This is a genomic window from Teichococcus oryzae (assembly GCF_008386565.1).
Classification (GTDB): domain Bacteria; phylum Pseudomonadota; class Alphaproteobacteria; order Acetobacterales; family Acetobacteraceae; genus Pseudoroseomonas; species Pseudoroseomonas oryzae.
Genome location: NZ_VUKA01000007.1, coordinates 55510 through 77438 on the forward strand (window position 1 = coordinate 55510; position 21929 = coordinate 77438).

Below are 21929 nucleotides of genomic sequence, written 5' to 3' on the forward strand. Positions count from 1 at the left end.
GGGGTTCTCAAGGACGCAAGAAACGGAGGCTGTCCTCCATGGCGTCCAGCAGCCGCCGGAAGACGGTTTCGTCGATGGCGCCGATGCAGCCGATGCGGAAGGTGTCCGCCTCGGTGAGCTTGCCCGGATAGATCAGGAACCCGCGCGCCGCCAGCGCATCGTAAAGATCCTGGAATTTCGGGGCCGCCTTCGGCAGGTGGAAGGTGGCGATGATGGGTGCCTGCACGGCTCGATCGAGGAACAAGGGAAAGCCGAGCCGCTTCATGCCGGAGGCCAGGATTTCAAGATTGCGGCAATAGCGCCGCAACCGGGCTTCCGGGCCGCCCTCTTCTTCAAGCCTGCGCAGCGCCACGACAAGGGCGGCGACAACCTGAACAGGTGGCGTGAAGCGCCATTGCCCGTCCCGCTCGAAGCCGCGCCATTGCGCGTGCAGGTCAAGGCTGAGGGAGGAACTGTTTCCTTCCGCTGCGGCCAGGGCCGCGCGGTCGATCAAGGCGAACCCGATCCCGGGCACGCCTTCCAGGCATTTGTTGGAGGACGCCATCAAGGCCGTGATCGGGACGGAAGCCAGATCCACCGGCAGGGCCCCGAAGCTGCTCATGGCATCCAGCAGGAAGTGGCGCCCCGCGCGCGCAACAACAGCCGCGACCTCGGCCAAGGGATTCAGGATGCCGGTGGTGGTCTCGCAATGCACCATGGCGATGTGGGTCGCGGCGGCATCCGCCCGCAGCGCCTCGGCAAGCTGCGCGGGGTCCACCGGGTGGTCCTCCGGCCAGCGCAGCACGGCCACCTCGCGCCCCATGCGCCGGGCGATCGTCGCCATGCGCTCCCCATAGGCGCCATTGACCAGCACCAGGAGGCGATCAGAAGGCTTCAGCAACGTGGCGATCGCGGCCTCGACCACGAAGGTGCCGGAGCCTTGCAGCGGCACGGCGGCATGCGACGCGCCACCCTTCGCGATCCCCAGCAGGCGTGCCCGCATTTCCGCCGTCAGCGCGATGAAGCCGGCATCGCGCGAGCCCCAGTCGCGCAGCATCGCCTGGCGGGTCGCCGGGTGGGTGGTCAATGGGCCCGGGGTCAGAAGTATCTGCGGGTCGGTCATCATTGGCTCCTGGGCAGGCCTTCCACGGCCGGCTTATCCTGCCCTGCCGCAATGCTCCACCGCCAAGCGAACAACCCGGGCAGGCCCGCCAGGATGTCCCGCAGGCGCCGGACCAGTGCAAGGGCGATGGCCTGGTCGGGGGGTATGCCGAACAAGGCGCAGATCAGGACATATCCGCCTTCGTGGATGCCCAGCGCTGCTGGAACAAAGAAGCCGGCGCTGCGGATCGCCTGGCCGAGGCTTTCAATGACCAGCGCCTCGGCCAGGCTGGCCTCGATGCCCAGGGCGTGCAGTGTGGCCCAGCTTTCCAGAACGCCGATCAGCCAGGACAGGAAATGCCAGGAGCCACTGCGCCAAAGGCGCGATGGCTGGCGGTACAGGCTGACCACCGCCTCATGAAGCCCGGACAGATCGGCAAGCGATGTCCAGCCAAGCCGCTGCGCGAGCTTCGGCAGGAAGCGCTCGATCAGCCGGAACAGGCCCAGATACTGGGCGGCGACGAACAGGGCCGCGATCCCGGCGCCGAGCGCGGTGCCCAGCATCGCCCAGTGGACGGTGGCATTGCCCTGCTCATGCGGAATGGAAAGCAGCACCGCCAGCCCCAGCAGGGAGAACAGGATCTGCGACACCATCTCGGAGCCGAGATCGGCGGCGATGCTTGCCACCACACGCCGCTTGGCGACCCCCTGCCTGGCCAGAAGCTGTGCGCGCACCAGTTCCCCCGCCGCCTGCACCACCGGCAGCAGCGTGTTCACCGCATTCCGGATCCAGCGCATCGAGATCAGCCTGAGGGCCGACGGGCGGCGCTCATCGACGATCAGCGGCGCCCAGCCGAAGGCGGAGGCCGCGACCTGCATCAGATACAGGGCCACGATGAGGGGCATCCACCAGCCGGCCGCCAGCAGAAGCTGAACGACATGGCCGGGATCGTTCATTCCGATCAAGACGGCGGCGACCGAAAGCCCGATCAGGAGGCTGAGGATGGTTGACCCTGCCACCCGATCAGGCCGGGCCGGCCAGGAATTCGCGGAAGCGGCGTGCAACCTCCTCCGGCCGGATGGTGGGTCGCCCGAGCCGCGCCATGGAACCCGGCGCAATCCGCAGGTGGATCAGTGCCGGCCCTTCGCGCAGGCCTTCCCGAAAGGCCTGCGCGAACCCCTCCAGGCTGTCGCAGGTCGCCGCGTAGCAATATCCGCAGGCCAGTGCGACGGCCGCGAAGTCGACCGAGGCGGAAACGGTCGGCTGCCCGCCGGTCGAATCATGCACGCCATTGTCCAGTACGACATGCACGAGGTTCCGTGGCGCCTGCGCCCCGATGGTGGCGAAGCTGCCCAGCTTCATCAGGGCGGCGCCATCGCCATCCAGCACGATCACGGGCCTGCTGGTGTTCAGGGCGACACCCAGCGCCATGCCGCTGGCGCCACCCATGGAGCCGACCTGATAGAGATGCTGGGGCCGGTCGGCCAGGGTGAACAATTCCCTCCCGCATTTGCCGGTGGTGGCGATGACCGCCGCCTGCGGCGGAACGATCTCCAGCAGGCGCTGAAGGGCGGCCGCGCGGGACGGGCGCCCGGAAGCGGCGGCCGCGAAATCGGCGCGCCGCCCCGGGGCCGGCAAGGTGTGGCCGGCGGGCTGCAATGCCGCCTCCGCCACATCCCCCTGCCGCATCACTAGGGCGAAGGAGGAGCCGGTGGACTCCATGTGGGCCGCGGCGTGCACCAGCGTCACGCCCAACGCTTCCGCCGAGGACGGAAACGGTTCCTGCCGCAATCCGATCAGCGTCAGCAAGGACTGGGTGATCCTGCCCATGACCTCATGCTGCGGCTCGTCGGGACGGGTCGGCTCGCCGCGCCAGGTGGTGATGAGAAGGGTGGGAATCCGGAACGGGGCATTGAGGGAGGTCAGGGGATTGACCGCGTTGCCGAGGCCGGAATTCTGGCACATCACGACGGTCCGCCGCCCAGCCAGCCATGCGCCGGACGCGATGGCCACGGCCTCCCCCTCGCTCGCGGCGCCGATATAGGTGAGAGCGGGCGCCGACAGGACGCCGTTGATCAGCGGCGTCAGGTAGCTGCAGGGCACGCCGGTGTAGAAATCGAAGCCGGCCTTGTCGGCTTCGGCAATGAATGCATCCGCGGTGATCATGTCCGCCTCAGGTGAAGTTGCGCGCTTCGGCCAGATCGGCGAGCGTGTCGATATCCAGCCAATGGCCGGTGAAGTATTCAACGCGCACCGGATGCCGGCCGGCCAGCCGCGTGAGCAGGAGCGGCATGTCGCCGTGATCCAGCACGCCTTCCGCGCGCATCGCCGCCAGTTCCTCCCGCACCCAGGCCGCGCCCCGTGCGCTGAGGCGGATCAGGCCCATCCATTCACCGCAGAGTTCCTGCAGGGCCACGTCCTGCGCCACCTTTTCAAGATAAGCGGGCCGGTCATCCAGGTAGCTGCCGGAAAACGGCCGGTCGGCGCGCACCAGGTCCCGCGGGCCGGCTTTCTGCTGCGGAGCCGCCAACGCATCCACCGCGATGACGACGTCCTCCTTGCTGCCGAGCAGGTTGTCCAGGATGTAGCGCCGGAAAAGAATGTCGCCATAGGCGATCAACGTCTCGCCCTTGATCGCGTGTTCCGCGCAACTCAGGGACCAGGCCTCCCCCGTCTCGGCGTAGCGGTCATTGTCGATCATGCGCGCGCCTTGCAGGATGACCGCATCCTTCCGGTAGCCACGGACAACGTGGATGTCGTGCACGCCGCTTTCGCGCAGCGTGCCGGCAAGCCGCCGCAGGAGCGACTGGCCGCGGATGTCGACCATGCATCCCGGCTGTTCCGGCTCGCCGGCGGCACCGCCCGAGGCGGCGAGGATGATGGCTCCGACCGCCCGCTTCGCCGGCAGGTAGCGGCGCTCCGCTTCCTCCAGCTCGGCATTGCCGACCAGCCGGAAGATGTCCTGGACCGTGGCGACGCTGCCTTCGATGCGGATCAGGGATTCATCGCCGCGAATCCTGGCGGCGGTTTCGCGCATCGCGGTGATGGAGCTGCGCAGCAGGTGGTTGGCCCAGATCACCGTCGAGATGCCGGCCTGGCGGAACAGGTCGGTGGGCGTCGCGTGATACATGGTGGGCACGATGACCAGGGGCGCGCGATCGCCCCAGCGTTCCGCGAAGGCGAAGATTTCCTCGGCTGTCGATTTCTTGGAATGGATCAGGATCGCGTCCGCGCCCGCCTCGCGGTAAGCCTCCGCCCGCTGTAGCGCCTCGTCCATGCTCCGGCCGGAGATCAATGCCTCCACCCGCGCGATCAGCATGAAGTCGGAGTCGGTCTGGCTGTCCTTGCCGGCCTTGATGCGGCCGCAGAACTCCTCCAGATCGGCCAGGGGCTGTGCATCGCCGATAAAGGAGTTGGTTTTCGGAAAGACCTTGTCCTCGATGCAGACGCCGGCGATGCCGCGCTCGCACAGCTTGCGGACCAGACGGCGCACATTGTTGAAGTTGCCGTGGCCGGTATCGCCATCCACCAGGATCGGCAATGTCGTGGCGTCCGCCATGTATTCCAGGACATCCAGGACCTGGGTCCAGGAAGCCTCGTTGCTGTCCCGCAATCCGAGCGATGCGGAGATGGTGAGGCCCGAGGCCCAGATGCCGCGAAAGCCCGCTTCCTCGACGATCTTGGCCGACAGGCCGTCATGGGCTTCCATCAGAAACGAAAGCGCGGAGTTCTCGATCTCGCGCCGCAGGGCGGCAAATCTTGTTGGCGCGGGTTCAGCCCTGAAAGGGGCGGCGGCATCAGGCGAAAGGGGCGTGTCCTTCAAGGCGCGCTTCCTGCCGGATCGAAAGGGTTTCGCGGCTGCCCTGGCTTCGCTTGCCAGACCATGAGGCGTCATATTACCTTCATCTCGAATCAAGAACCAAGGCCGGAATAACCAGCTTGTCGGTTGCCCCGCAGACCACCGCCATCATTCTCGCAGCCGGCAGAGGCCGGCGCCTTGGCCGCGAGCACGAGGCGCCGAAGGTTCTGCTGGAATTCGCGGGAATGAGCCTGCTAGGGCGGCACCTCGCCGCCTTGCAGCGGCACGGCATCGACCGCATCAGCATCACTGTGGGCTACCAGGAGGCGGCGATCATCGCCGAGCTGCGGAGACTCGGCCAACTGGAACGTGTGCACCTGGTGCGCAACCCCGATTTCACCCGGGGAAGCCTGCTGTCGCTGGCCGTCCAGAACGCGGATCTGCGGAGCGGGCGGCGCATCCTGCTGATGGATGGCGATGTTCTTTATGATGACCGCATGATCACCGCCCTGCTGGAAGCGCCGGGCGAGAACATCCTGTTGCTTGACCGTGAGATCGAACCGGGCGACGAGCCCGTGAAGATCTGCTTTCGCGGCGGCGCCATCGTGGATTTCCGCAAGCTGCCCGAGCGTCCGCATGACTGGTATGGCGAGTCGGTCGGCTTTTTCCGCCTTTCGGCGGAAATGGCCGGAAGCCTCGCCGCATGCTGCGGAAAGCATGTGGGGCTGGGGCATGTGGACCTGGAATATGAGGAAGCGCTGCGCGACCTCATCCTTGCCGAGCCAGGCCGCTTCGCGGCGCAGGATGTCACTGGCCTTCCCTGGATCGAGATCGACTTCCCCGCGGATGTCGCGCGCGCCCGCGATGACGTCTTGCGGAAGCTCCTGCCGCAGGCCCATATCGGAGGGGCTGCGGCTGCGTCCTAGCGGGCATCCATCCTCCATCGCGGGCATCCGGGAGCATGAGGCGGCGCGGCGATTCTCCCCATCTCGTTCCACGATGAGGCCGGCGGGGAATGTCGCTTCCGGGGCCGCGTGGCGGAATTGGCGCCGGGTTGTGCCGATCGCCGCGCTGGCCCTGCTGCTTGGCGCCTGCGGAACCCGCCAGCCCGCCGGCCCGCCCGTTGCCGGGGACCCGCTGGAAAGCTTCAACCGCGATGTGCTTGACTTCAACATGGCGGTCGACGACGCGGCGATCCGGCCGGTCGCGATGGGCTATCGGAAGGTGGTGCCGGCAGCGGGGCGGCGGCGGGTCCGCGCCTTCCTGGACAATCTGGATGAGCCGCGGATCTTCGCCAACCAGTTGCTGCAGTTCCGGCCGCTCGACGCGGGCGAGACGGTGCTGCGCTTTGTCTTCAACTCGACCATTGGCCTTGTCGGGCTCTACGACGTCGCCGGCGAATGGGGCCTTTCCAGGCATCGCGGCGATCTGGGCCAGACCTTCCATGAATGGGGCGTCGGCGACGGCCCCTATCTGATGCTGCCAATCCTCGGCCCATCCAATGCGCGGGATCTTGTCGGGTGGATCGGCGATGGCTTCCTGAATCCGGTGAACTGGCTGTTGCCGATCGAGGCCACCCTGGCCCGTGGCACGGTAGATGGAATCGATGTGCGCGAGCAGAACATCGAGGGGCTGGATGATTTGCGATACGGCTCCCTCGATTTCTATGCCCGGCTGCGCAGCGTATGGCAGCAGCGCCGCGATGCCGAGCTTGGCCGTGGCGGCAGCTCCCCCGAGGGCTTCGATGTGTTGGAAGACCCTGGCGCGACGCCGTGAGGCGGTGAACCTGCCCGGGCGGCTGCGTTCCGCGGCCGGGTGGCTGCCGCATTCGCCGGCGGGCTTGCAAAGAAAAGGGCGGGACCGCCCAGCGGCCCCGCCCCTCCCCGCGCAACATTGGCGGCCGATTCAGCCGGCGGGCTGCATGGCCGCTTCCTGCAGCGGCTGCGGCTCGCCCCGCATGGCCGCGTTCAGCTTCTCGCGGTCCAGCTCGCCTTCCCAGCGCGCCACAACAATGGTGGCCACCGCGTTGCCGACCAGGTTGGTCAGCGCACGGCATTCGGACATGAAGCGGTCGATGCCCAGGATCAGCGCCATGCCGGCCACCGGCACCGCCGGCACCACGGACAGCGTCGCCGCCAGGGTGATAAAGCCGGCACCGGTGATGCCCGCCGCGCCCTTGGAGGACAGCATCGCCACCAGCAGCAGCAGCACCTGGTCCCACAGGCTGAGCTCGATGCCGCAGGCCTGCGCGATGAACAGCGCAGCCATGGTCATGTAGATGTTTGTGCCGTCCAGGTTGAAGGAATAGCCTGTCGGCACCACCAGACCGACCACGGACTTCTTGCAGCCGGCACGCTCCATCTTTTCCATCAGGGTTGGCAAGGCCGCCTCGGAGGAGGAGGTGCCGAGCACCAGCAGCAGCTCCTCCTTGATGTAGCGGATCAGGCTGAAGATCGAGAACCCGTTGTAGCGGGCCACGGCGCCTAGCACGACCACCACGAACAGCAGCGAGGTCAGGTAGAAGGTCCCGATCAGCAGCGCCAGCGAGGCGATGGAGCCGATGCCGTAGCGCCCGATGGTGAAGGCCATGGCGCCGAAGGCCCCGATCGGCGCCGCCTTCATCAGGATTTCCACCAGCTTGAACATGCCGGCCGAAAGCGAGTGCAGCACCGTCATGACCGGATCGGCTTTCGACCCCACCGAGGCGAGGGCAATGCCCAGCAGCACCGAGAAGAACAACACCTGCAGGATGTCGCCCGAGGCGAAGGCGCTGACCGGCGAGGTCGGGATGATGTTGAACAGGAAGCCGGTGATGGTGGTTTCGTGCGCCTTGGCGGCGTAGCCCGAGACGGCGCCGGCATCCAGCGTGGCGGGATCGATGTCAAGGTCGGCGCCGGGCTGGATGATGTTTCCCGTGATCAGCCCGACAACCAGCGCCAGGCTTGAGAAGGTGAAGAAGTACAGCATGGCCTTGGCGGCGACACGGCCCACCTTGCCGAGGTCCCGCACACCGGCGATTCCGGTGACCACCGTCAGAAAGATCACGGGGGCGATGATCATCTTCACCAGCTTGATGAAGGCGTCGCCCAGCGGCTTCATGCTGGCGCCGGTCTCGGGATAGAAGTGGCCGAGCAGGATGCCGACGGTGATCGCGATCAGCACCTGGACATACAGGTGCTGGTAGAATTTCTTGCGCTTCAGCGGCGGCCCGTTGGCCGCCACGGCCTGGTCCACGAATGCCATGGAACGTTTCTCCGAGGGGGCCGGCGGCGCTTGCAGCCGCCGGCGTCAATCTGCACGGCCGCCGGCGCGGGGTGCGGCGGCGTGCTCGGGAGTTCGCAAGGCCCGTGCCAGCCGGGATCCCTCGGGGCCGGGCGGCATTAACTCTTTGGTCTTATACAGGTTTGCGATGCAGCAAAATGATGGGCCCAGGATGGCCTGTGCGGAAAAGCGCACAAATTTCGCCGGATCGGTGCGGGTTTCCGCCAGGGCCATGGCATGAGGAGTTGGCGCCTCCCACGTCGCGCCGCGCCCATCCTGCTGGCGGTGCTCGCACTGGTGTTGCTGGACCGGGTCACGGACCGCGTGGTGGTCAGGGTGGTGCTGGCTGATCTGGATGCCACCTCCCGCTCCGCCGCGATGTTGCGCGTCGCGGTGCTGCGCGCCGAGGTGGAGAAGCAGCGCAGCCTCCCGGTCATCCTGGCGCAGGATCCGGACCTGCAACGGGCGCTTGAAACCCTGGAAGACGGAAGGCTGCGCGCCCTCGACCGGAAGCTGGAGCGCCTGGCCACGGGCACCCGGACCGCCGTGATCTATGCCCTGGACCTGTCCGGCATGGCGGTGGCCGCCAGCAACTGGCGGGAGCCGACCTCCTTTGTCGGCATCGACTATGCCTTCCGCCCTTATTTCCGGGATGCCCTGGCGGCCGGAATGGCCGAGCACTTCGCCCTGGGCACGGTGAGCAACCGGCCGGGGCTTTATCTCAGCCGCCGGCTCGATGGCCCGGCGGGGCCCGTCGGCGTGATCGTCATCAAGGCCGAGTTCGCCGAGGTGGAGGAAGCCTGGGCCCGGCTGCCGGAGCCCGTGCTGACCACGGACGCCCAGGGCATCGTCACCGTCACCAGCGTGCCGGACTGGCATTTCCGCGTGACCCGGCCCCTCCCGCCGGAAAGCCGGCGGAGCATCCGCGAAAGCCTGCAATTCGGTGACACGCCCTTGGCCGAGCTGTCGCTGGAACAGGCTTCTTCCGTGGGAGGCCGGACTGTCACCCGCATCGGCGGCGTGCCCGCTGCCCTGGCCGGGCCTTTCCTGGCGGTGACCGAGAAGGTGCCCGACATGGCGTGGCACCTCACGCTGCTTGCGCCGTTGCGCCCGGCGCTGGAACCCGTGCGGATAACGGCGCGCTTGGCCGTTCTCGCGCTGGGGGCCGCCGGCATCGGCCTCCTGGCCTGGCTTCGCGGCCGCCGCCGCCGCGCCCGGGCGGAGCGCGCGCGGGAGCAGGCCCTGCGCCTGGAGCTGGAGGCCCGCGTCGGCGCCCGCACCGCCGAGCTTCGCGCTGCCAATGAAAGCCTGCGCGCCGAGGCGGAGGAACGCCTGCGGGCCGAGGCCACGGTGCACCGCATGCGCGATGAACTGGGGCAGGCCAATCGCCTCGCCGTTCTGGGCCAGATCACCGCCAGCGTGGCGCATGAGATCAACCAGCCGCTGGCCGCGATCCGGACCTTTGCCGACAATGCCGCCGTTCTGGCCGGACGGGGCGACGTGGCGGCGGCGCGCAAGGGCCTCGAAACCATTGCCGCCCTGACCGAGCGGATCGGTGCCATCACGGGGGAGCTGCGCGGCTTCGCCCGCAAGGCCAGCGCCGGCGAAGGGCCGGTCGGGCTGCGCACCGCTATTGACGGGGCCTTGCTGCTGCTCGGCCACCGCCTGCGGCAGCAGGGCATCGCCGTGGAGGTCCTGGTGGCAGGCGATCCGCTGGTGCGGGCCGAGCGGGTGCGGCTGGAACAGGTGCTGGTGAACCTGCTCGGCAACGCCATCGAGGCGTTGCAGGACCGGCCGGATGGCCGGATCCGGCTGGAGGCTGGCGCTTCCGGCAACCGGCTGCGCCTCGCCGTCGCGGATAACGGGCCGGGCCTGGCGGAAACGGTGCGGGCCGCGTTGTTCATGCCCTTCACCACCACCAAATCGGCGGGGCTGGGGCTGGGGCTGGTGATCTCGCGCGAGATCCTGGCCGGCTTTGGCGGCACACTGGAGGCGCCGCCCTGCGAGAGCGGCGCCTGCTTCGTGCTGGAACTGGAGAAGGCGGGCTGATGGCGGACGGGCTGGACGTGCTGTTCGTGGATGACGACGCGATGCTGCGGGAGGCCAATCTGCAAAGCTTCTCGCTGGCGGGGCTGCACGGCATGGCGGTGCCTTCCGCCGAGCGCGCGCTGGAGGTGGTGGATGACAGCTTCCCCGGCGTCGTGGTCACCGATATCCGCATGCCGGGCATGGATGGCCTCGCGCTGTTCCGCCGGTTGCGGGAGATCGACGCCGACCTGCCGGTGATCCTGATCACCGGCCATGGCGACATCCCCATGGCGGTCGGCGCCATCCGCGAAGGGGCCTATGACTTCCTGCCCAAGCCCTTCCCCGCCGAAACGCTGATGGCGGCGTTGCGCCGCGCGCTGGAGAAGCGGCGCCTGGTGCTGGAGAACCGCCGCCTCGCGCAGGCGGTAGCCGAGGCCGCGGGGGACACTACGCTGCTGGGCGAAAGCCCATCCATGGAGCGCCTTCGGCAAACCCTGAAATCCATTGCCGGCACCGATGTGGACGTGCTGATCGAGGGGGAAACCGGCAGCGGCAAGGACATGGTCGCCTCCGCCCTGCATCGCTGGAGCCACCGCGCCAACCGGCCCTTCGTGGCGCTGAATTGCGGCGCGTTGCCGGAAACGGTGATCGAAAGCGAGTTGTTCGGCCACGAGGCGGGCGCCTTCACCGGCGCGCAGAAGCGCCGCGTCGGGCGGATCGAGCACGCCGATGGCGGCACCCTGTTCCTGGACGAGATCGATGCCATGTCGCCCGCCGTGCAGGTCAAGCTGCTGCGGGTGCTGGAAAGCCGGGAGGTGGCGCCGCTCGGCACCAATGAGGTGCGCCGGCTCGACCTGCGCATCGCCGCCGCCACCAAGGTGCCGCTGCTGGATCTGGTCCAGCGGGGCGTCTTCCGCGAGGACCTTTATTACCGCCTGCATGTGGTCACCCTGCGGGTGCCGCCCCTCCGCGAACGGCGCGCCGACATCCCCCTCCTGTTCGCGCATTTCCTGGAGCGGGCGGCGAAGCGCTTCGGCCGCCCGGTGCCCCAACCGAGCGAGGCGGTGCGCCAGCGCCTCGCCAGCCATGACTGGCCCGGCAATGTCCGGGAACTGACCCATTACGCCGAGCGCGTCGCGCTGGCGCTGGCGGAAGAGGACCAGGCGCCGCCCGCGCCGCAGCCTGCTGTTCCCCTGCCCGAGCGGGTGGATGCCTATGAGGCGTCGCTGATCGCCGGCGCGCTGGCGGCGCATGGAGGCGATGTGCGGGCGGCGCTGGAGGTACTGCGCATCCCCCGCAAGACCTTCTATGACAAGCTGCGCCGGCACAACATCGACCAGACGGCCTTCCGCCCGCCGCGGGGGGGCTGACGGCGCGGCGTCAGGGAACAGCCACGGGCACGGCGGTGACGCTGTTGAAGGGCGAGCCGTCGACCAGCTTGGTGCTGGTGATCAGGTAAACCAGCACCTGCTTCTCGGCATCCACGATGCGCGTCACCGTCAGGGCCTTGAACAAGGGCGAGCTGGACTGGCGGAACACCGATTCCGTTTGCGGCAGGCCGGGCGGCAGGCTCACCGCCCCGGTCGCGCGGCAGGCAATGGAAAAGCGGGACGGGTCCTCGGCCAGCCCCACCCAGCCGGACACGCCGCCCGTGTCGGCGCGGCTGACATAGCAGGACACGTTGCCCACACGGGGATCGTCATAGCGCTCCACCACCACCTTGTCGTTCGGGCCGATCATCCGGAAGGTCGTGCTGACCTCCCCGACGCGGGTCTGGGCCGCCGCCGGCAGGGCGAGGCCAGCCACCAGACCCGCCGCAAGGAATGCCGCCCGCCGCGCCGCCCGCTTTGCCGCCTTGTCCGATGCCATGTTCTGTTTTCCTGCGCTGTGTCCGGCCCATCTTGGCCCGCCCGGAGGGCGCCGCAAGTCCGCGTGAAAGGCCGTCGGAGCCACCGGGTGGCGCAAGCCCGGGCCTGGGCTTTGCGATAGGCTGGGGGAATGCAGTTCCTCAGCGATCTCGCGGATCTGGCCGTGATCCTGCCCGCCTTCCTGGCGCTGTCCCTGACCTTGCTGGCATCCGGCTGGCGGCGGGGCGCCGTTTCCTGGACCCTGGTGGTGGGGGGCACGCTGGGTGTGGTGTTCCTGGCGCAGCTGGCGGCCCGGCTCATGCCGGATGGTCCCGGAGGCGGGGGGGCGGGCAGCCCCAGCGGGCATGTCGCCTCGGCCGCGATCCTGTATGGCGGGCTCGCGGTGCTGTTGATGCGGCGGCGCCTGCTGGCGCTCGTCCTCGCCCTGGCCTGCGCGGCCGCGATGGCGACGAGCCAGCTGGTTCTGCATGTCCATTCCCTGCCTGCGGTGCTGGCGGGCGGCGCGCTGGGCCTGGCGGGGGTGGTCGCCCTGGCGCGGCTGGCGCCGGCCGCCCCGGTGCCGCCGGGCGGCCTTCGCATGGTGCTGCCCGCGGTGCTGGCCTCGGTGGTGCTGCCGATGCATGGCACGCGCCTGACAGCCGAAGGCCTGATCCTGCGCATCGCCTCGGAACTCTCGCGGCTCCTGGAAGGCTGAGCGGGAACCGGGCGCAGGACAGGGGGCATCCGGCGCGGAAGGGCGCGAAGCGCCGCCGGTTGCCACCCGGCAGGGCGGGGCGCAGGATGGGCGGCTCCGTTGACGCTCCCATGAGGCCCGCTTGCCGATGTATGACGTGATTGTTGTGGGTGCCGGGTCGGCCGGCGCGCCATTGGCGGCACGGTTGTCCGAGAACCCTTCCCGCCGCGTGCTGCTGCTGGAGGCCGGGCGCGACTGGCGCGCGGCGGAGGCGCCCCCGGCGCTGCGCTCCGCCAACATCATTCCCTTCATGCGCGATCCGGCCCATCAGGCGGAATGGCAATGGCCGGGCCTGCAAAGCCGCCGCACCCGCGTCCAGGAGCCGCGCTTCTACTGGCGGGGCAAGACCATGGGCGGTTCCTCGACGGTGAACGCGCAGATCGCCATCCGCGGCGTTCCGGCCGCCTTCGATGCCTGGGCCGAGCAGGGCTGCGAAGGCTGGTCGGCCGATGACGTGCTGCCGGTTTTCGACGCGATCGAGGATGACGCGGAAACTGGAACCGGGCCCGGGCACCGGCTTGGCGGTCCCCTGCCGGTGTTCCGGACGCCGGAGCCGGAATGGGGCGCGGTGGACCGTGCCCTGAAGGCGGCGGCCCTCGGCCTCGGCTATCCCTGGAAGCCCGACCTGAACGCGCCGCGGGGCGAAGGCGTCTCCCCTTACCCCATCAACAGCCGCGACGGCCGGCGCGTCACCACCAATGACGGCTATCTGGAGCCGGCGCGGGGCCGGCCGAACCTGGAGATCCGCGGCGGCGCCCATGTTGACCGCGTGCTGTTCGATGGCCGGCGCGCCAGCGGGGTCCGGGTCCGCTTCGAGGGCGGCGGATGGCAGGACCTTGCCGCACGGGAAGTGGTGCTCTGCGCCGGCGCCATCCACAGCCCGGCCATCCTGATGCGCTCCGGCATCGGCGCCGCGGCGCGGCTCGGCATGCTGGGCATTCCCGTGCTGCACGACCTGCCGGCGGTGGGGCGGGGATTGATGGACCATCCCATCCTGCGGGCAACGCTGCACCTGGCGGAAGGGGCCCGTGCCCGCCATCCCGATGCCCGCCACACCAATTGCTGCCTGACCTATTCGTCCCGCCTGGCCGGCGGCGGCGAGCGTGACATGATCATGATCGCCTTCAACCACAGCGGCCTGGCGCCGGAAGGGGAGATCTCGCCCCTCGGCTCCATCGGCGTGTCGGTTTATGACGCCTTCTCGCGCGGGGAGGTGCTGCTCGCCTCCGCCGATCCGGACGCCAATCCGGTGGTCGAGGAGAACATGCTGGACGACCCGCGCGACCGGGAAAGGCTGCGGGACGGGGTGCGCCGCCTGGCGGCCCTGGTGGCGCAGCCCGCCATCGCCGCCATCGCTCCCCGCATCACCTTCAACGAGGCGGCGCTGCCCTTCGCCGCCGCCGCCGCCCTGCCGGATGCCGAACTGGACGCGCTGATGCTGGCCGAGGCCGGCGACATCCAGCACGCGGCCGGCACCTGCGCGATGAGCGCGCATGAGGACCCGCGCGGCGTGGTGGACCCCGATCTGCGGGTGCGCGGCGTGGACGGGCTGCGCGTGGCCGATGCGTCCATCATGCCGAGCGATTGCCGCGCCAACCTCCACTTCACCTGCGTCATGATCGGCGAGATGCTGGCACGCCGCATGTGAAGGGCGGCCTTTCCGCGCTGGCGGCGCTGCGGCGCCGCCCGGCTACCCAAAACTGGCCACCCGGAACTGGTCACGGGGAACTGGCCTTCAGGGACCGGGTCTCAACCCTCCGGCCAACCACGCGTTTCCCCCGCGATCTCGCGCAAAAGGAACGCCGCATGAAGCTGCACGGCAAAACGGCCCTTGTCACGGGCGCCGATTCCGGAATTGGCCAGGCCATCGCCACCCTGTTCGCGGCCGAGGGGGCGGATCTTTGCGTCACCTATCGCAGCGACCGCGACGGGGCGGAGGAAACCGCCCGCCGCATCCGCTCGGCCGGGCGGCGCGCGCTTGTGGCGCAATGCGACATCGGTGACCCGGGGGCGGTGTCGGCCTTGTTCGCGAAGCTCGAGGCCGAGCTCGGCGCGCCCGACATCCTGGTCAACAATGCCGGCCGATCCATGGAGAACATGCCGGTCGCCGAGATGGATGACGCGGTGCTGGACAGCGTGCTCCGGGTCAATCTGATGGGGCCGCTGTTCTGCTGCCGCGCCTTTCTCCGACAGCGGCTGAAGCAGGGCGGCGGCGGCCGCATCGTCACCATCTCCTCCGTGGCGCAGCATCTGCCGACGCCGGAAAGCGCGCCCTATGGCATGTCCAAGGCCGGGCTGGGCTCGCTTTGCCGGTCCCTTTCGCGGGAGGTGGCGGAACACGGCATCACGGTGAACAATGTCGCCCCCGGCATGATCGAGACCGCCATGACCCAGGAGCGCATCGACGACCCTGAAGCGCGCGAGAAATCCTTCGCGGCCATCCCGCTGCACCGCGCCGGGCAGCCGGAGGAGGTGGCGAAGGTGGCGCTGTTCCTGGCATCCGACGACGCGGCCTATGTCACGGGCCAGACCTGGGTGATCGATGGCGGGCTGACCATGAACTGGGGCGGCGCCTGAACGCCCCGGCTCCTGACAGGCGCGCTTCGGGGCGCTAGTGGTTGAAGCGCGCAGCGGCGGTCGCCCTGCGCAGCCTGGTCTGCAATGTTCGCCCGCCGCCGGCGTTCTGGTCCGTGCCCTGCCGGCAGCCGGCATGGCCGCCAGGGCCGGCCGGACGCCGCCTGTCCGCCTGGAGCCCTCGCCATGCCGCCCAACCCGCCCCCGCACCGCCGGCTCGCCGCCGCCATCGCCGATCTGCACCGGGCCCTGTTGAACGCCCAGGCCTCCGGCACGCCTTTGGCCAGCAATCCCTATGCGCTGTTGCAGGCGGTGATGCATGATCCGGCCTTCACCTGGCTGCGCGCCTTCAGCACCCTTCTGCTGCATATCGACGAAGCCGCCGCCAAGGGAGCCACCCCCTCGCCCGAGGCGATGGAGGGCTTCCTGACCCGCGCCTCGCAACTGGTGGATGGCGGCGATCCCGAAACGGCGACCAGCCATGCCATGTTGCAGATGCACCAGCTGCGCCCGGAGATCGCCGGCAAGGCGGCAACCCTCCGGCAGGTGGTGGCCGAGCTGCGGCTGGGCCGCGCCTCCTGAGCCCTGCTTGAGGATATCCCCAGTTTGCGTGGAAAGCCCCGTGGGCAAGCCTGTGGAAAACCCCGCAGGATCATGCGGAGCACATCAGCGGCTGCGTTCCGCCGCCCTGCCGCTCCGGCTGAGGGGAAAAGCATGGCCATGAGGCGGAACGGAACAGGACGGCGATGCGGCTGAATGCGCGGCGGGACAGGATCATGGAACTGCTGCTGGAACAGCAGCGCATCAGCGTGGAGGAGCTGGCGCAGCGCCTGGGCGCATCGCAGGAAACCATCCGGCGGGACCTGACCGAGCTTGCGGCGCGCAACCGGCTGCGCAAGTTCCATGGCGGGGCCGCCTTGCCGGACCTGGCCGGGGACGGCGCCTTCCGCCCCCGCATGGTGGAGAACCTGGAAGCCAAGCGGGCCATCGCCCGCCGCGCCGCGTCGCTGTTCGGGCCGGCGGAGTCGCTGTTCGTCAATGGCGGCTCGACCACGATGACGCTGGCCGCCGAGCTGGCGCAGCGGGAAGGCCTGACGGTGATCACCAACTCGGTCGCCGTCGCCCAGCTTTGTTCGCGCGGCAAGTCCGGCGCCACCTTCCTGCTGGGCGGCGAGCACCGCCACGAGGCGGGCGAGAATCTGGGCTCCATGGTGCTGCAGCAGGTCGCCGGCTTCGCGCCGCGGCACGCGGTGCTCACCGTTGACGGCGTCGGCGCGGGCGGGATCGCCCTGTCCGACCTGGCAAGGGCCGAGATCGCCCGCGCCATGATGGCCCGCGCCACGCGGCTGACCGTGCTGGCCGATGCCACGAAATTCGGCCGCGAGCCGCTGTTCCACCTGGGGCCCCTGTCCCGGATCGCGCGGCTGGTGACCGACCGGCCGCCGCCGCCGAAGCTGGCGGAGGCGCTGCGGGAGGCCGGGGTGGAGGTGACCCTGGCCCCTGCCGCCCAGGCCGCGCCTGGCGCGGCCTTTGCCGCCTGGCATGGCGGAGATCCGCCCCACGCCCTACAACCCGCCCCCGACACCGACCCTGATCCCTTGCCGCATGGAAGTCCGAAGCGTTGAACTCTGCCCCTACCCCGCTCCTGGTCACGCATAGCGGCGGCTTCCATTGCGACGACGCCCTGGCCTATGCCGTGCTGCGGCTGGCCCTGGGCCTTGGCGAAGCCGGCATCGACCACACCCTGATCCGGACCCGCGACGCGGACATCATCGCCCGGGCCGACATCGCCTTCGATGTCGGGCTGGTGCATGACGCCGAGGCCGGGCGGTTCGATCACCACCAGCGCGGGGCGCCCGTGCGGGAGGATGGCCTGCCCTTTTCCGCCGCCGGGCTGGTCTGGCAGCGCTACGGCGTGGACGCGACGCGCGCCCTGCTGCGGCCGCTGGGCGAGGCGGCGGAGGCACTGGCGCCGCAGGTCGCCGCGTCGATCGACGATTCCATCATCCGCCGGGTCGATGCCATCGACAATGGCGTCGGCCCGCGCGATGACACGCTGGGCCTCGGCGCTTTGGTGGGGGATTTCAACCCGCCCTGGGACTCCCCCGCGCTGGGCGACATGGCGGCGGAGGACGCGCTGTTCCGCGAAGCCTCGGCGCTGTGCGAGGCCGTGCTGCGCCGGCGCGTCAACATGGTGCGGGCCAAGCTGGCGGGCGAGGTGGAGGTGCTGGCCGCCCATGCAGCCGGGGACGACCCGCGCCTGCTGGTGATGGACCGCAAGCTGCCCTGGCGCTCCCTGGCCTTCCGCCAGGGCTGGCCGATCCTTTACGCCATCTATCCGGTGCCCAACGGCAACTGGATGGTGGACGCCATGCCGCCCGAGCCCGGCTCCTTCGCGCAGCGCCTGCCGCTGCCGGAAGCCTGGGCGGGCCTGCAGGGGCCGCCCCTGGTGGCGGCCAGCGGAATTCCGGATGCCGTTTTCGTGCATGTGAAACGCTTCATCGGCAGCGCCGGCTCCCGCCAGGGCGCGCTGGCCATGGCGCGGGCGGCGATGGCTCTGGGCGGTGCCTGAAGCCGACGGCGGGGAGTTCCTTTCGGGGACTTTCTTCCCCTGCCGCTTCGCGTCAGCATGGGGCGGCAGCGGGTCCGCCCGCCGGCAGACGGCCTGGCCGCCCGCCGGCGGGCGGATCAAGTGACGGAGAATGATGATGAGCGTGACCCAGCAGGCCTTCCGCGCGGCGATGTCGCATCTGGCGGCGGCGGTGAACGTCATCACCACCGATGGCGAGGCCGGGCGCGGCGGCATGACCGCCTCCGCCGTGTGCAGCGTCACCGACACGCCGCCCACGCTGCTGACCTGCATCAACCATTCGGCGCGGCTGAACGGCATGATCAAGCGCAATGGCGTGTTCTGCGTCAATGTGCTGGCGGCCGCGCATCAGGACATCTCCAGCCTGTTCGCCAACAGCCGGGAAAACATGGCCGCCCGCTTCGCCCGTGGTTCCTGGTCGCGGCTGGCCACCGGCTCCCCCGTGCTGGAGGAAGCGCCGGTGTCGTTCGACTGCCGCGTCGTCCAGGCGGTGGAGGCAGGCACCCACACCGTGTTCCTGGGCGAGGTGGCCGGCCTGCGCGTCACGGAGGGCGAGCCCGATGGGCTGGTGTATTTCCGCCGCGGCTATCGCCAGATCGTGACCCTGCCGGTCGCGGTGCTTCCCGGCGCCTGATCATCGCCCCCTGTTGTTGTGGCTTCCCATGACGCCCGAAGCGCCGGGCGAACCTTGCAACGGGGCAGGGCCGCCACCATTCTTCCCTCCAGTCCGCAACAACCGAAAGGAGGTGATCCAGTGTCTCATTGTTTGAAGTCGGTGCCTGCTGCCTCCTGGATCGCCCTGACGACCAAGACCGTCTAGGCCTGAGGCTGCGGGTTCACCCGCAAGCAATGCTGGAGGCCCCGGGGCATGATCCCCGGGGCCTTTTTTCATGTTCGGCGCCATCTTGCCGCCATGGCGCCCCGTCGATATAGCCAAGCGGGAACAACGCCCGGAGCCGTGGGCCGCATGCACCGCCGTTTCATCCTGGCCGGTCTGGCTGCGGCCGGCCTGCTCGCCGGCCGTTCCGGCCCCTCGCGGGCGCAGGACACGCTTCTCGTATTCGCCGCCGCCAGCCTGGCCGATGCCATGCGGGCCTTGGGCGAAAGCTGGGCCGCCAAGGGCCATGGCGCCCCGCGCTTCTCCTTCGCCGCGTCTTCCGCGCTGGCGCGGCAGATCGAGCAGGGTGCGCCGGCCGACCTGTTCGCCTCCGCCGACGAGCCCTGGATGGATTACGTCCAGCAGCGGCAGCTGATCGTGAACGAAACCAGGACAAGCCCGCTCGCCAATGCCCTGGTGCTGGTGGCGCCGGCGGATTCGCCGCTGCCGCCGCTGCGCCTGGGGCGCGACACCGACCTGCTCGCCCTCGCGGGCCCGGATGGCCGCATCGCGACCGGCGATCCGTCCAACGTGCCGGCCGGCAGATATGCCCGGGCGGCACTGGAATGGATGCGGCAATGGGAGCGCGTCTCGCCACGCCTGGCACGGGCCGACAATGTGCGATCCGCCCTGCTGCTGGTGGAGCGGGGGGAGGCCCCCCTCGGAATCGTGTATGCGACGGATGCGGCGGCTTCCAGGGCGGTGAAGCTGGTCGGGACGTTTCCGGCCGAAAGCCATCCGCCGGTGACCTATCCTTTCGCGCTGACCCGCCGGGCCGCCGCGAACCCCGCCGCGCGCGGCTTCCTGGCTTTCGCCGCGGGCGCCGAGGCCGCAGCCATCTTCCGCCGCTTCGGCTTTGCCGTGCGGGAGCCCTGACCCTTCCGATGGGCTGGCTGTCCCTTGAGGAATGGCAGGCCGTCCGCCTGAGCCTTTCCGTGGCGTTGCGCGCGGTGCTGTTCGGCCTGCCGCCGGGCATCCTGGTGGCCTGGCTGCTGGCGCGTGGCCGCTTCCCTGGGCGCGGCGTGCTCGACGCCCTTGTTCACCTGCCCCTGGTCATGCCACCGGTGGTGATCGGCTGGCTGCTGCTCGTCACCTTCGGCGTGCGCGGCCCGGTCGGCGCTTGGCTGAATGACTGGTTCGGCATCCGGCTGGTGTTCACCACCGGCGGCGCCGCGCTGGCTACCGCGGTGATGTCCTTTCCGCTGATCGTCCGCTCAGTGCGGCTGAGCCTGGATGCGGTGGACCCTGGGCTGGAGGAGGCGGCGCGCACCCTCGGCGCCGGGCCGGTTGACCGGTTCCTCACCATCACCCTGCCGCTGATGGCGCCGGGCGTCCTGTCCGGCGCCATCATCGCCTTCGCGGCAGGCCTGGGCGAGTTCGGGGCGGTCATCACCTTCGCCTCCAACATCCCCGGTGAAACCCAGACCCTGCCCCTGGCCATCTATGCCGCCACGCAGACGCCCGGCGGCGAGGCCATGGCGGCCCGGCTGGCGGCGATCTCCTTCGCCATGGCGGTGGCCGGGTTGGTTCTGGCCGATTTCGCCGGCCGCCGCCTGCGGGCGTTGCTGGGCCGGGGCGGCCGCTGATGCTGGAGGTTTCCTTGCGGCACCGCTTCCCGGGCTTCGCCCTGGATGCCGCCTTCGCCGCGCCGACACCCGGCGTGACGGCCTTGTTCGGCCCCTCGGGCTGCGGCAAGTCAACGGTTCTGGCAGCGGTGGCCGGGCTGCTGCGGCCGGAAGCGGGCCGGGTGGCGCTCGGCGGCCAGGTCCTGCTCGACACCGGGCGGGGGATCATGCTGCCGCCGGAGCGCCGCCGCTGCGGCGTCGTGTTCCAGGATGCGCGGCTGTTTCCGCATCTCTCGGTGGAAACCAATCTCCGCTACGGCCAGCGCCGGGCGCCGCCCGGGACCGCTGGCCTGCCCTTCGCGGAGGTCGTGGACCTGCTGGGCATCGGGCATCTGCTGGGCCGCCGCCCGGCGGCGCTGTCGGGCGGCGAGAAGCAGCGCGTGGCGCTGGGCCGCGCCCTGCTGTCGCGGCCGGCCCTGCTGCTGATGGATGAGCCGCTGGCGGCGCTGGACGCCGCGCGCAAGCTGGAATTGCTGCCCTTCCTGGCGCGGCTGCGGGACCGGCTGAGCATCCCCATGCTCTACGTCACCCATGCCCTGGACGAGGTTGACCAGCTGGCCGACACGCTGGTCCTGATGCAGCAGGGCCGCGTCCTGGCCTGCGACACGCTGGAAGCGCTGTCGGCCCGCACCGACCTGTCATTGCTGGCCGGCCGGCGCGATGCGGGGGTGGTGCTGCACTGCACCGTTCTGGCGCATGCGCCGGAGCGTGGGCTGACGCGGCTCGGCTTCCCCGGCGGCGAGCTTCTGGTGCCGCTCGATCCGGCGCCGCCAGGGATGCGGCTGCGCGTGCGGGTGCGGGCGCGGGACGTTTCGGTGGCCATGGCCGCGCCGCCCGCCCTGTCGATGCAGAACGTGCTGCCCGCCATTGTCGAGGCCGTCGATCCCGGCGCTCCGCATGAGGCATTGCTGCGGCTGCGGGTGGGTGGCGCCGTGTTGTTGTCGCGGGTGACGCTGGATGCGGTGCGCCGCCTCGGGCTCGCACCGGGCCAGGCCGTCTGGGCAATGGTGAAGTCGGTGGCTTTCAGCCGGGGCGGCGAGGTGCCGGTTGCGCCCCCGCCGCCGGCGTGATGGCCTGCGCCATGCCGCGCGCCAGACCCTCCTCCCCCGCCGCACCGGAGCCGAGCCCCGCGGGTGCGGCACCCAGCCTCAGCATCCGGCTGGACCTCGGCGGCGGCTGCCGCATTGGGCCCGGCAAGGTGCGGCTGCTGGAGGAGATCGGCCGCGTCGGCTCCATTTCCGCCGCGGGCCGCTCCCTGGGCATGAGCTATCGCCGCGCCTGGGAGCTGGTGGAGGCGGTGAACCGGGGGCTCGGCCGCCCGGTGGTGGAGGCCGTGGCCGGCGGGGCCGGCGGCGGCGGCGCCCGGCTGACCGAGGTGGGGCATGCGGTGATTGCGACCTATCGCGGCATCGAGGCGGAGGCCAACCTCCTGGCCGCGGGGCGGCTCGTGGCGCTGCTTGGGCCGGAGCCCCGCTGAGCCGGCCGAATTGCCC

General features: G+C 70.0%; 21 protein-coding genes. 15 read left to right on the top strand and 6 right to left on the bottom strand.

What is annotated here, in order from left to right; translation table 11 throughout:
* Window positions 1-7: 7 nt before the first annotated feature.
* From F0Q34_RS14205 to aepX, 4 genes are read right to left on the bottom strand one after another with little or no spacing between them, the layout of a single operon-like run.
* A complete protein-coding gene (locus F0Q34_RS14205) occupies window positions 8-1102 on the bottom strand; it encodes a 2-aminoethylphosphonate--pyruvate transaminase (protein ID WP_206668028.1) in 1095 nt (364 codons plus the stop codon).
* Window positions 1102-2100, bottom strand: a complete 999-nt coding sequence (locus F0Q34_RS14210) for a lysylphosphatidylglycerol synthase domain-containing protein (protein ID WP_149812885.1) — start codon at window positions 2098-2100, stop codon at window positions 1102-1104. The genes F0Q34_RS14205 and F0Q34_RS14210 overlap by 1 nt, the downstream gene beginning before the upstream one ends.
* A 4-nt stretch (window positions 2101-2104) precedes the next feature.
* Window positions 2105-3247: a phosphonopyruvate decarboxylase gene (gene aepY, locus F0Q34_RS14215; protein ID WP_149812886.1), complete on the bottom strand. Its 1143-nt coding sequence runs from the start codon at window positions 3245-3247 to the stop codon at window positions 2105-2107.
* 7 nt (window positions 3248-3254) lie between these two features.
* Entirely contained in the window at window positions 3255-4904 is a 1650-nt protein-coding gene (gene aepX, locus F0Q34_RS14220; protein WP_241665492.1) for a phosphoenolpyruvate mutase, read from the bottom strand.
* A 116-nt stretch (window positions 4905-5020) separates the two neighbouring features.
* Between aepX and F0Q34_RS14225 the strand changes: the two genes are divergently transcribed.
* Both F0Q34_RS14225 and F0Q34_RS14230 read left to right on the top strand, forming a co-directional pair.
* A complete protein-coding gene (locus tag F0Q34_RS14225; protein WP_149812888.1) occupies window positions 5021-5806 on the top strand; it encodes a phosphocholine cytidylyltransferase family protein in 786 nt (261 codons plus the stop codon).
* Between the two features lie 130 nt (window positions 5807-5936).
* Window positions 5937-6656: an MlaA family lipoprotein gene (locus F0Q34_RS14230; RefSeq protein WP_161600884.1), complete on the top strand. Its 720-nt coding sequence runs from the start codon at window positions 5937-5939 to the stop codon at window positions 6654-6656.
* Between the two features lie 129 nt (window positions 6657-6785).
* Here F0Q34_RS14230 and F0Q34_RS14235 read toward each other — a convergent pair whose 3' ends face one another.
* Complete coding sequence (locus tag F0Q34_RS14235) at window positions 6786-8123, bottom strand: dicarboxylate/amino acid:cation symporter (protein WP_149812890.1); 1338 nt, start codon at window positions 8121-8123, stop codon at window positions 6786-6788.
* A gap of 255 nt (window positions 8124-8378) precedes the next feature.
* On the opposite strand from F0Q34_RS14235, the gene F0Q34_RS14240 reads away from it, so the two are divergent.
* Together F0Q34_RS14240 and F0Q34_RS14245 are read left to right on the top strand one after the other, a co-directional pair.
* Window positions 8379-10190, top strand: a complete 1812-nt coding sequence (locus F0Q34_RS14240; protein WP_149812891.1) for a sensor histidine kinase — start codon at window positions 8379-8381, stop codon at window positions 10188-10190.
* Complete coding sequence (locus F0Q34_RS14245; protein ID WP_149812892.1) at window positions 10190-11539, top strand: sigma-54-dependent transcriptional regulator; 1350 nt, start codon at window positions 10190-10192, stop codon at window positions 11537-11539. Before F0Q34_RS14240 ends, F0Q34_RS14245 begins: the two co-directional genes overlap by 1 nt.
* 10 nt (window positions 11540-11549) lie before the next feature.
* Here F0Q34_RS14245 and F0Q34_RS14250 read toward each other — a convergent pair whose 3' ends face one another.
* Window positions 11550-12038 (bottom strand): CreA family protein, encoded by a 489-nt coding sequence (locus F0Q34_RS14250; RefSeq protein WP_149812893.1) that lies wholly within the window; start codon window positions 12036-12038, stop codon window positions 11550-11552.
* Between the two features lie 129 nt (window positions 12039-12167).
* Here F0Q34_RS14250 and F0Q34_RS14255 point away from each other — a divergent pair, with 129 nt between their 5' ends.
* The 11 genes from F0Q34_RS14255 to F0Q34_RS14305 all read left to right on the top strand — a co-directional run bounded on the left by F0Q34_RS14255 (window position 12168) and on the right by F0Q34_RS14305 (window position 21913).
* Window positions 12168-12731, top strand: coding sequence for a phosphatase PAP2 family protein (locus F0Q34_RS14255; protein ID WP_149812894.1), 564 nt, complete (start codon window positions 12168-12170; stop codon window positions 12729-12731).
* A 127-nt stretch (window positions 12732-12858) separates the two neighbouring features.
* Window positions 12859-14418 carry a GMC family oxidoreductase gene (locus F0Q34_RS14260; protein WP_149813017.1) on the top strand — a complete coding sequence of 520 codons (1560 nt, stop codon included), beginning with the start codon at window positions 12859-12861 and terminating at the stop codon, window positions 14416-14418.
* 158 nt (window positions 14419-14576) lie between these two features.
* Window positions 14577-15347 carry an SDR family NAD(P)-dependent oxidoreductase gene (locus tag F0Q34_RS14265; protein ID WP_149812895.1) on the top strand — a complete coding sequence of 257 codons (771 nt, stop codon included), beginning with the start codon at window positions 14577-14579 and terminating at the stop codon, window positions 15345-15347.
* Window positions 15348-15530: 183 nt separating this feature from the next.
* Entirely contained in the window at window positions 15531-15926 is a 396-nt protein-coding gene (locus F0Q34_RS14270; RefSeq protein ID WP_149812896.1) for a hypothetical protein, read from the top strand.
* Between the two features lie 164 nt (window positions 15927-16090).
* Window positions 16091-16969 carry a DeoR/GlpR family DNA-binding transcription regulator gene (locus F0Q34_RS14275; RefSeq protein ID WP_149812897.1) on the top strand — a complete coding sequence of 293 codons (879 nt, stop codon included), beginning with the start codon at window positions 16091-16093 and terminating at the stop codon, window positions 16967-16969.
* Window positions 16966-17916 (top strand): MYG1 family protein, encoded by a 951-nt coding sequence (locus tag F0Q34_RS14280; protein ID WP_149812898.1) that lies wholly within the window; start codon window positions 16966-16968, stop codon window positions 17914-17916. Before F0Q34_RS14275 ends, F0Q34_RS14280 begins: the two co-directional genes overlap by 4 nt.
* A 136-nt stretch (window positions 17917-18052) precedes the next feature.
* Complete coding sequence (locus tag F0Q34_RS14285) at window positions 18053-18568, top strand: flavin reductase (RefSeq protein WP_206668029.1); 516 nt, start codon at window positions 18053-18055, stop codon at window positions 18566-18568.
* A gap of 333 nt (window positions 18569-18901) precedes the next feature.
* On the top strand, window positions 18902-19687 hold the full coding sequence (gene modA, locus F0Q34_RS14290; protein WP_149812900.1) for a molybdate ABC transporter substrate-binding protein: 786 nt from the start codon (window positions 18902-18904) through the stop codon (window positions 19685-19687).
* An 8-nt stretch (window positions 19688-19695) separates the two neighbouring features.
* Complete coding sequence (gene modB, locus F0Q34_RS14295; protein ID WP_149812901.1) at window positions 19696-20397, top strand: molybdate ABC transporter permease subunit; 702 nt, start codon at window positions 19696-19698, stop codon at window positions 20395-20397.
* On the top strand, window positions 20397-21506 hold the full coding sequence (modC, locus tag F0Q34_RS14300) for a molybdenum ABC transporter ATP-binding protein (protein WP_149812902.1): 1110 nt from the start codon (window positions 20397-20399) through the stop codon (window positions 21504-21506). The genes modB and modC overlap by 1 nt, the downstream gene beginning before the upstream one ends.
* 11 nt (window positions 21507-21517) lie before the next feature.
* A complete protein-coding gene (locus tag F0Q34_RS14305; RefSeq protein ID WP_149812903.1) occupies window positions 21518-21913 on the top strand; it encodes a winged helix-turn-helix domain-containing protein in 396 nt (131 codons plus the stop codon).
* Window positions 21914-21929 lie beyond the last annotated feature (16 nt).

Coding starts and splice junctions, on each gene's coding strand:
- F0Q34_RS14205 (WP_206668028.1), bottom strand. CDS start 1,102: ATGACCGACCCGCAGATACTTCTGACCCCGGGCCCATTGACCACCCAC.
- aepY (WP_149812886.1), bottom strand. CDS start 3,247: ATGATCACCGCGGATGCATTCATTGCCGAAGCCGACAAGGCCGGCTTC.
- F0Q34_RS14235 (WP_149812890.1), bottom strand. CDS start 8,123: ATGGCATTCGTGGACCAGGCCGTGGCGGCCAACGGGCCGCCGCTGAAG.
- F0Q34_RS14240 (WP_149812891.1), top strand. CDS start 8,379: ATGAGGAGTTGGCGCCTCCCACGTCGCGCCGCGCCCATCCTGCTGGCG.
- F0Q34_RS14245 (WP_149812892.1), top strand. CDS start 10,190: ATGGCGGACGGGCTGGACGTGCTGTTCGTGGATGACGACGCGATGCTG.
- F0Q34_RS14250 (WP_149812893.1), bottom strand. CDS start 12,038: ATGGCATCGGACAAGGCGGCAAAGCGGGCGGCGCGGCGGGCGGCATTC.
- F0Q34_RS14255 (WP_149812894.1), top strand. CDS start 12,168: ATGCAGTTCCTCAGCGATCTCGCGGATCTGGCCGTGATCCTGCCCGCC.
- F0Q34_RS14260 (WP_149813017.1), top strand. CDS start 12,859: ATGTATGACGTGATTGTTGTGGGTGCCGGGTCGGCCGGCGCGCCATTG.
- F0Q34_RS14265 (WP_149812895.1), top strand. CDS start 14,577: ATGAAGCTGCACGGCAAAACGGCCCTTGTCACGGGCGCCGATTCCGGA.
- F0Q34_RS14270 (WP_149812896.1), top strand. CDS start 15,531: ATGCCGCCCAACCCGCCCCCGCACCGCCGGCTCGCCGCCGCCATCGCC.
- F0Q34_RS14275 (WP_149812897.1), top strand. CDS start 16,091: ATGCGGCTGAATGCGCGGCGGGACAGGATCATGGAACTGCTGCTGGAA.
- F0Q34_RS14285 (WP_206668029.1), top strand. CDS start 18,053: ATGAGCGTGACCCAGCAGGCCTTCCGCGCGGCGATGTCGCATCTGGCG.
- modA (WP_149812900.1), top strand. CDS start 18,902: ATGCACCGCCGTTTCATCCTGGCCGGTCTGGCTGCGGCCGGCCTGCTC.
- modB (WP_149812901.1), top strand. CDS start 19,696: ATGGGCTGGCTGTCCCTTGAGGAATGGCAGGCCGTCCGCCTGAGCCTT.
- modC (WP_149812902.1), top strand. CDS start 20,397: ATGCTGGAGGTTTCCTTGCGGCACCGCTTCCCGGGCTTCGCCCTGGAT.
- F0Q34_RS14305 (WP_149812903.1), top strand. CDS start 21,518: ATGCCGCGCGCCAGACCCTCCTCCCCCGCCGCACCGGAGCCGAGCCCC.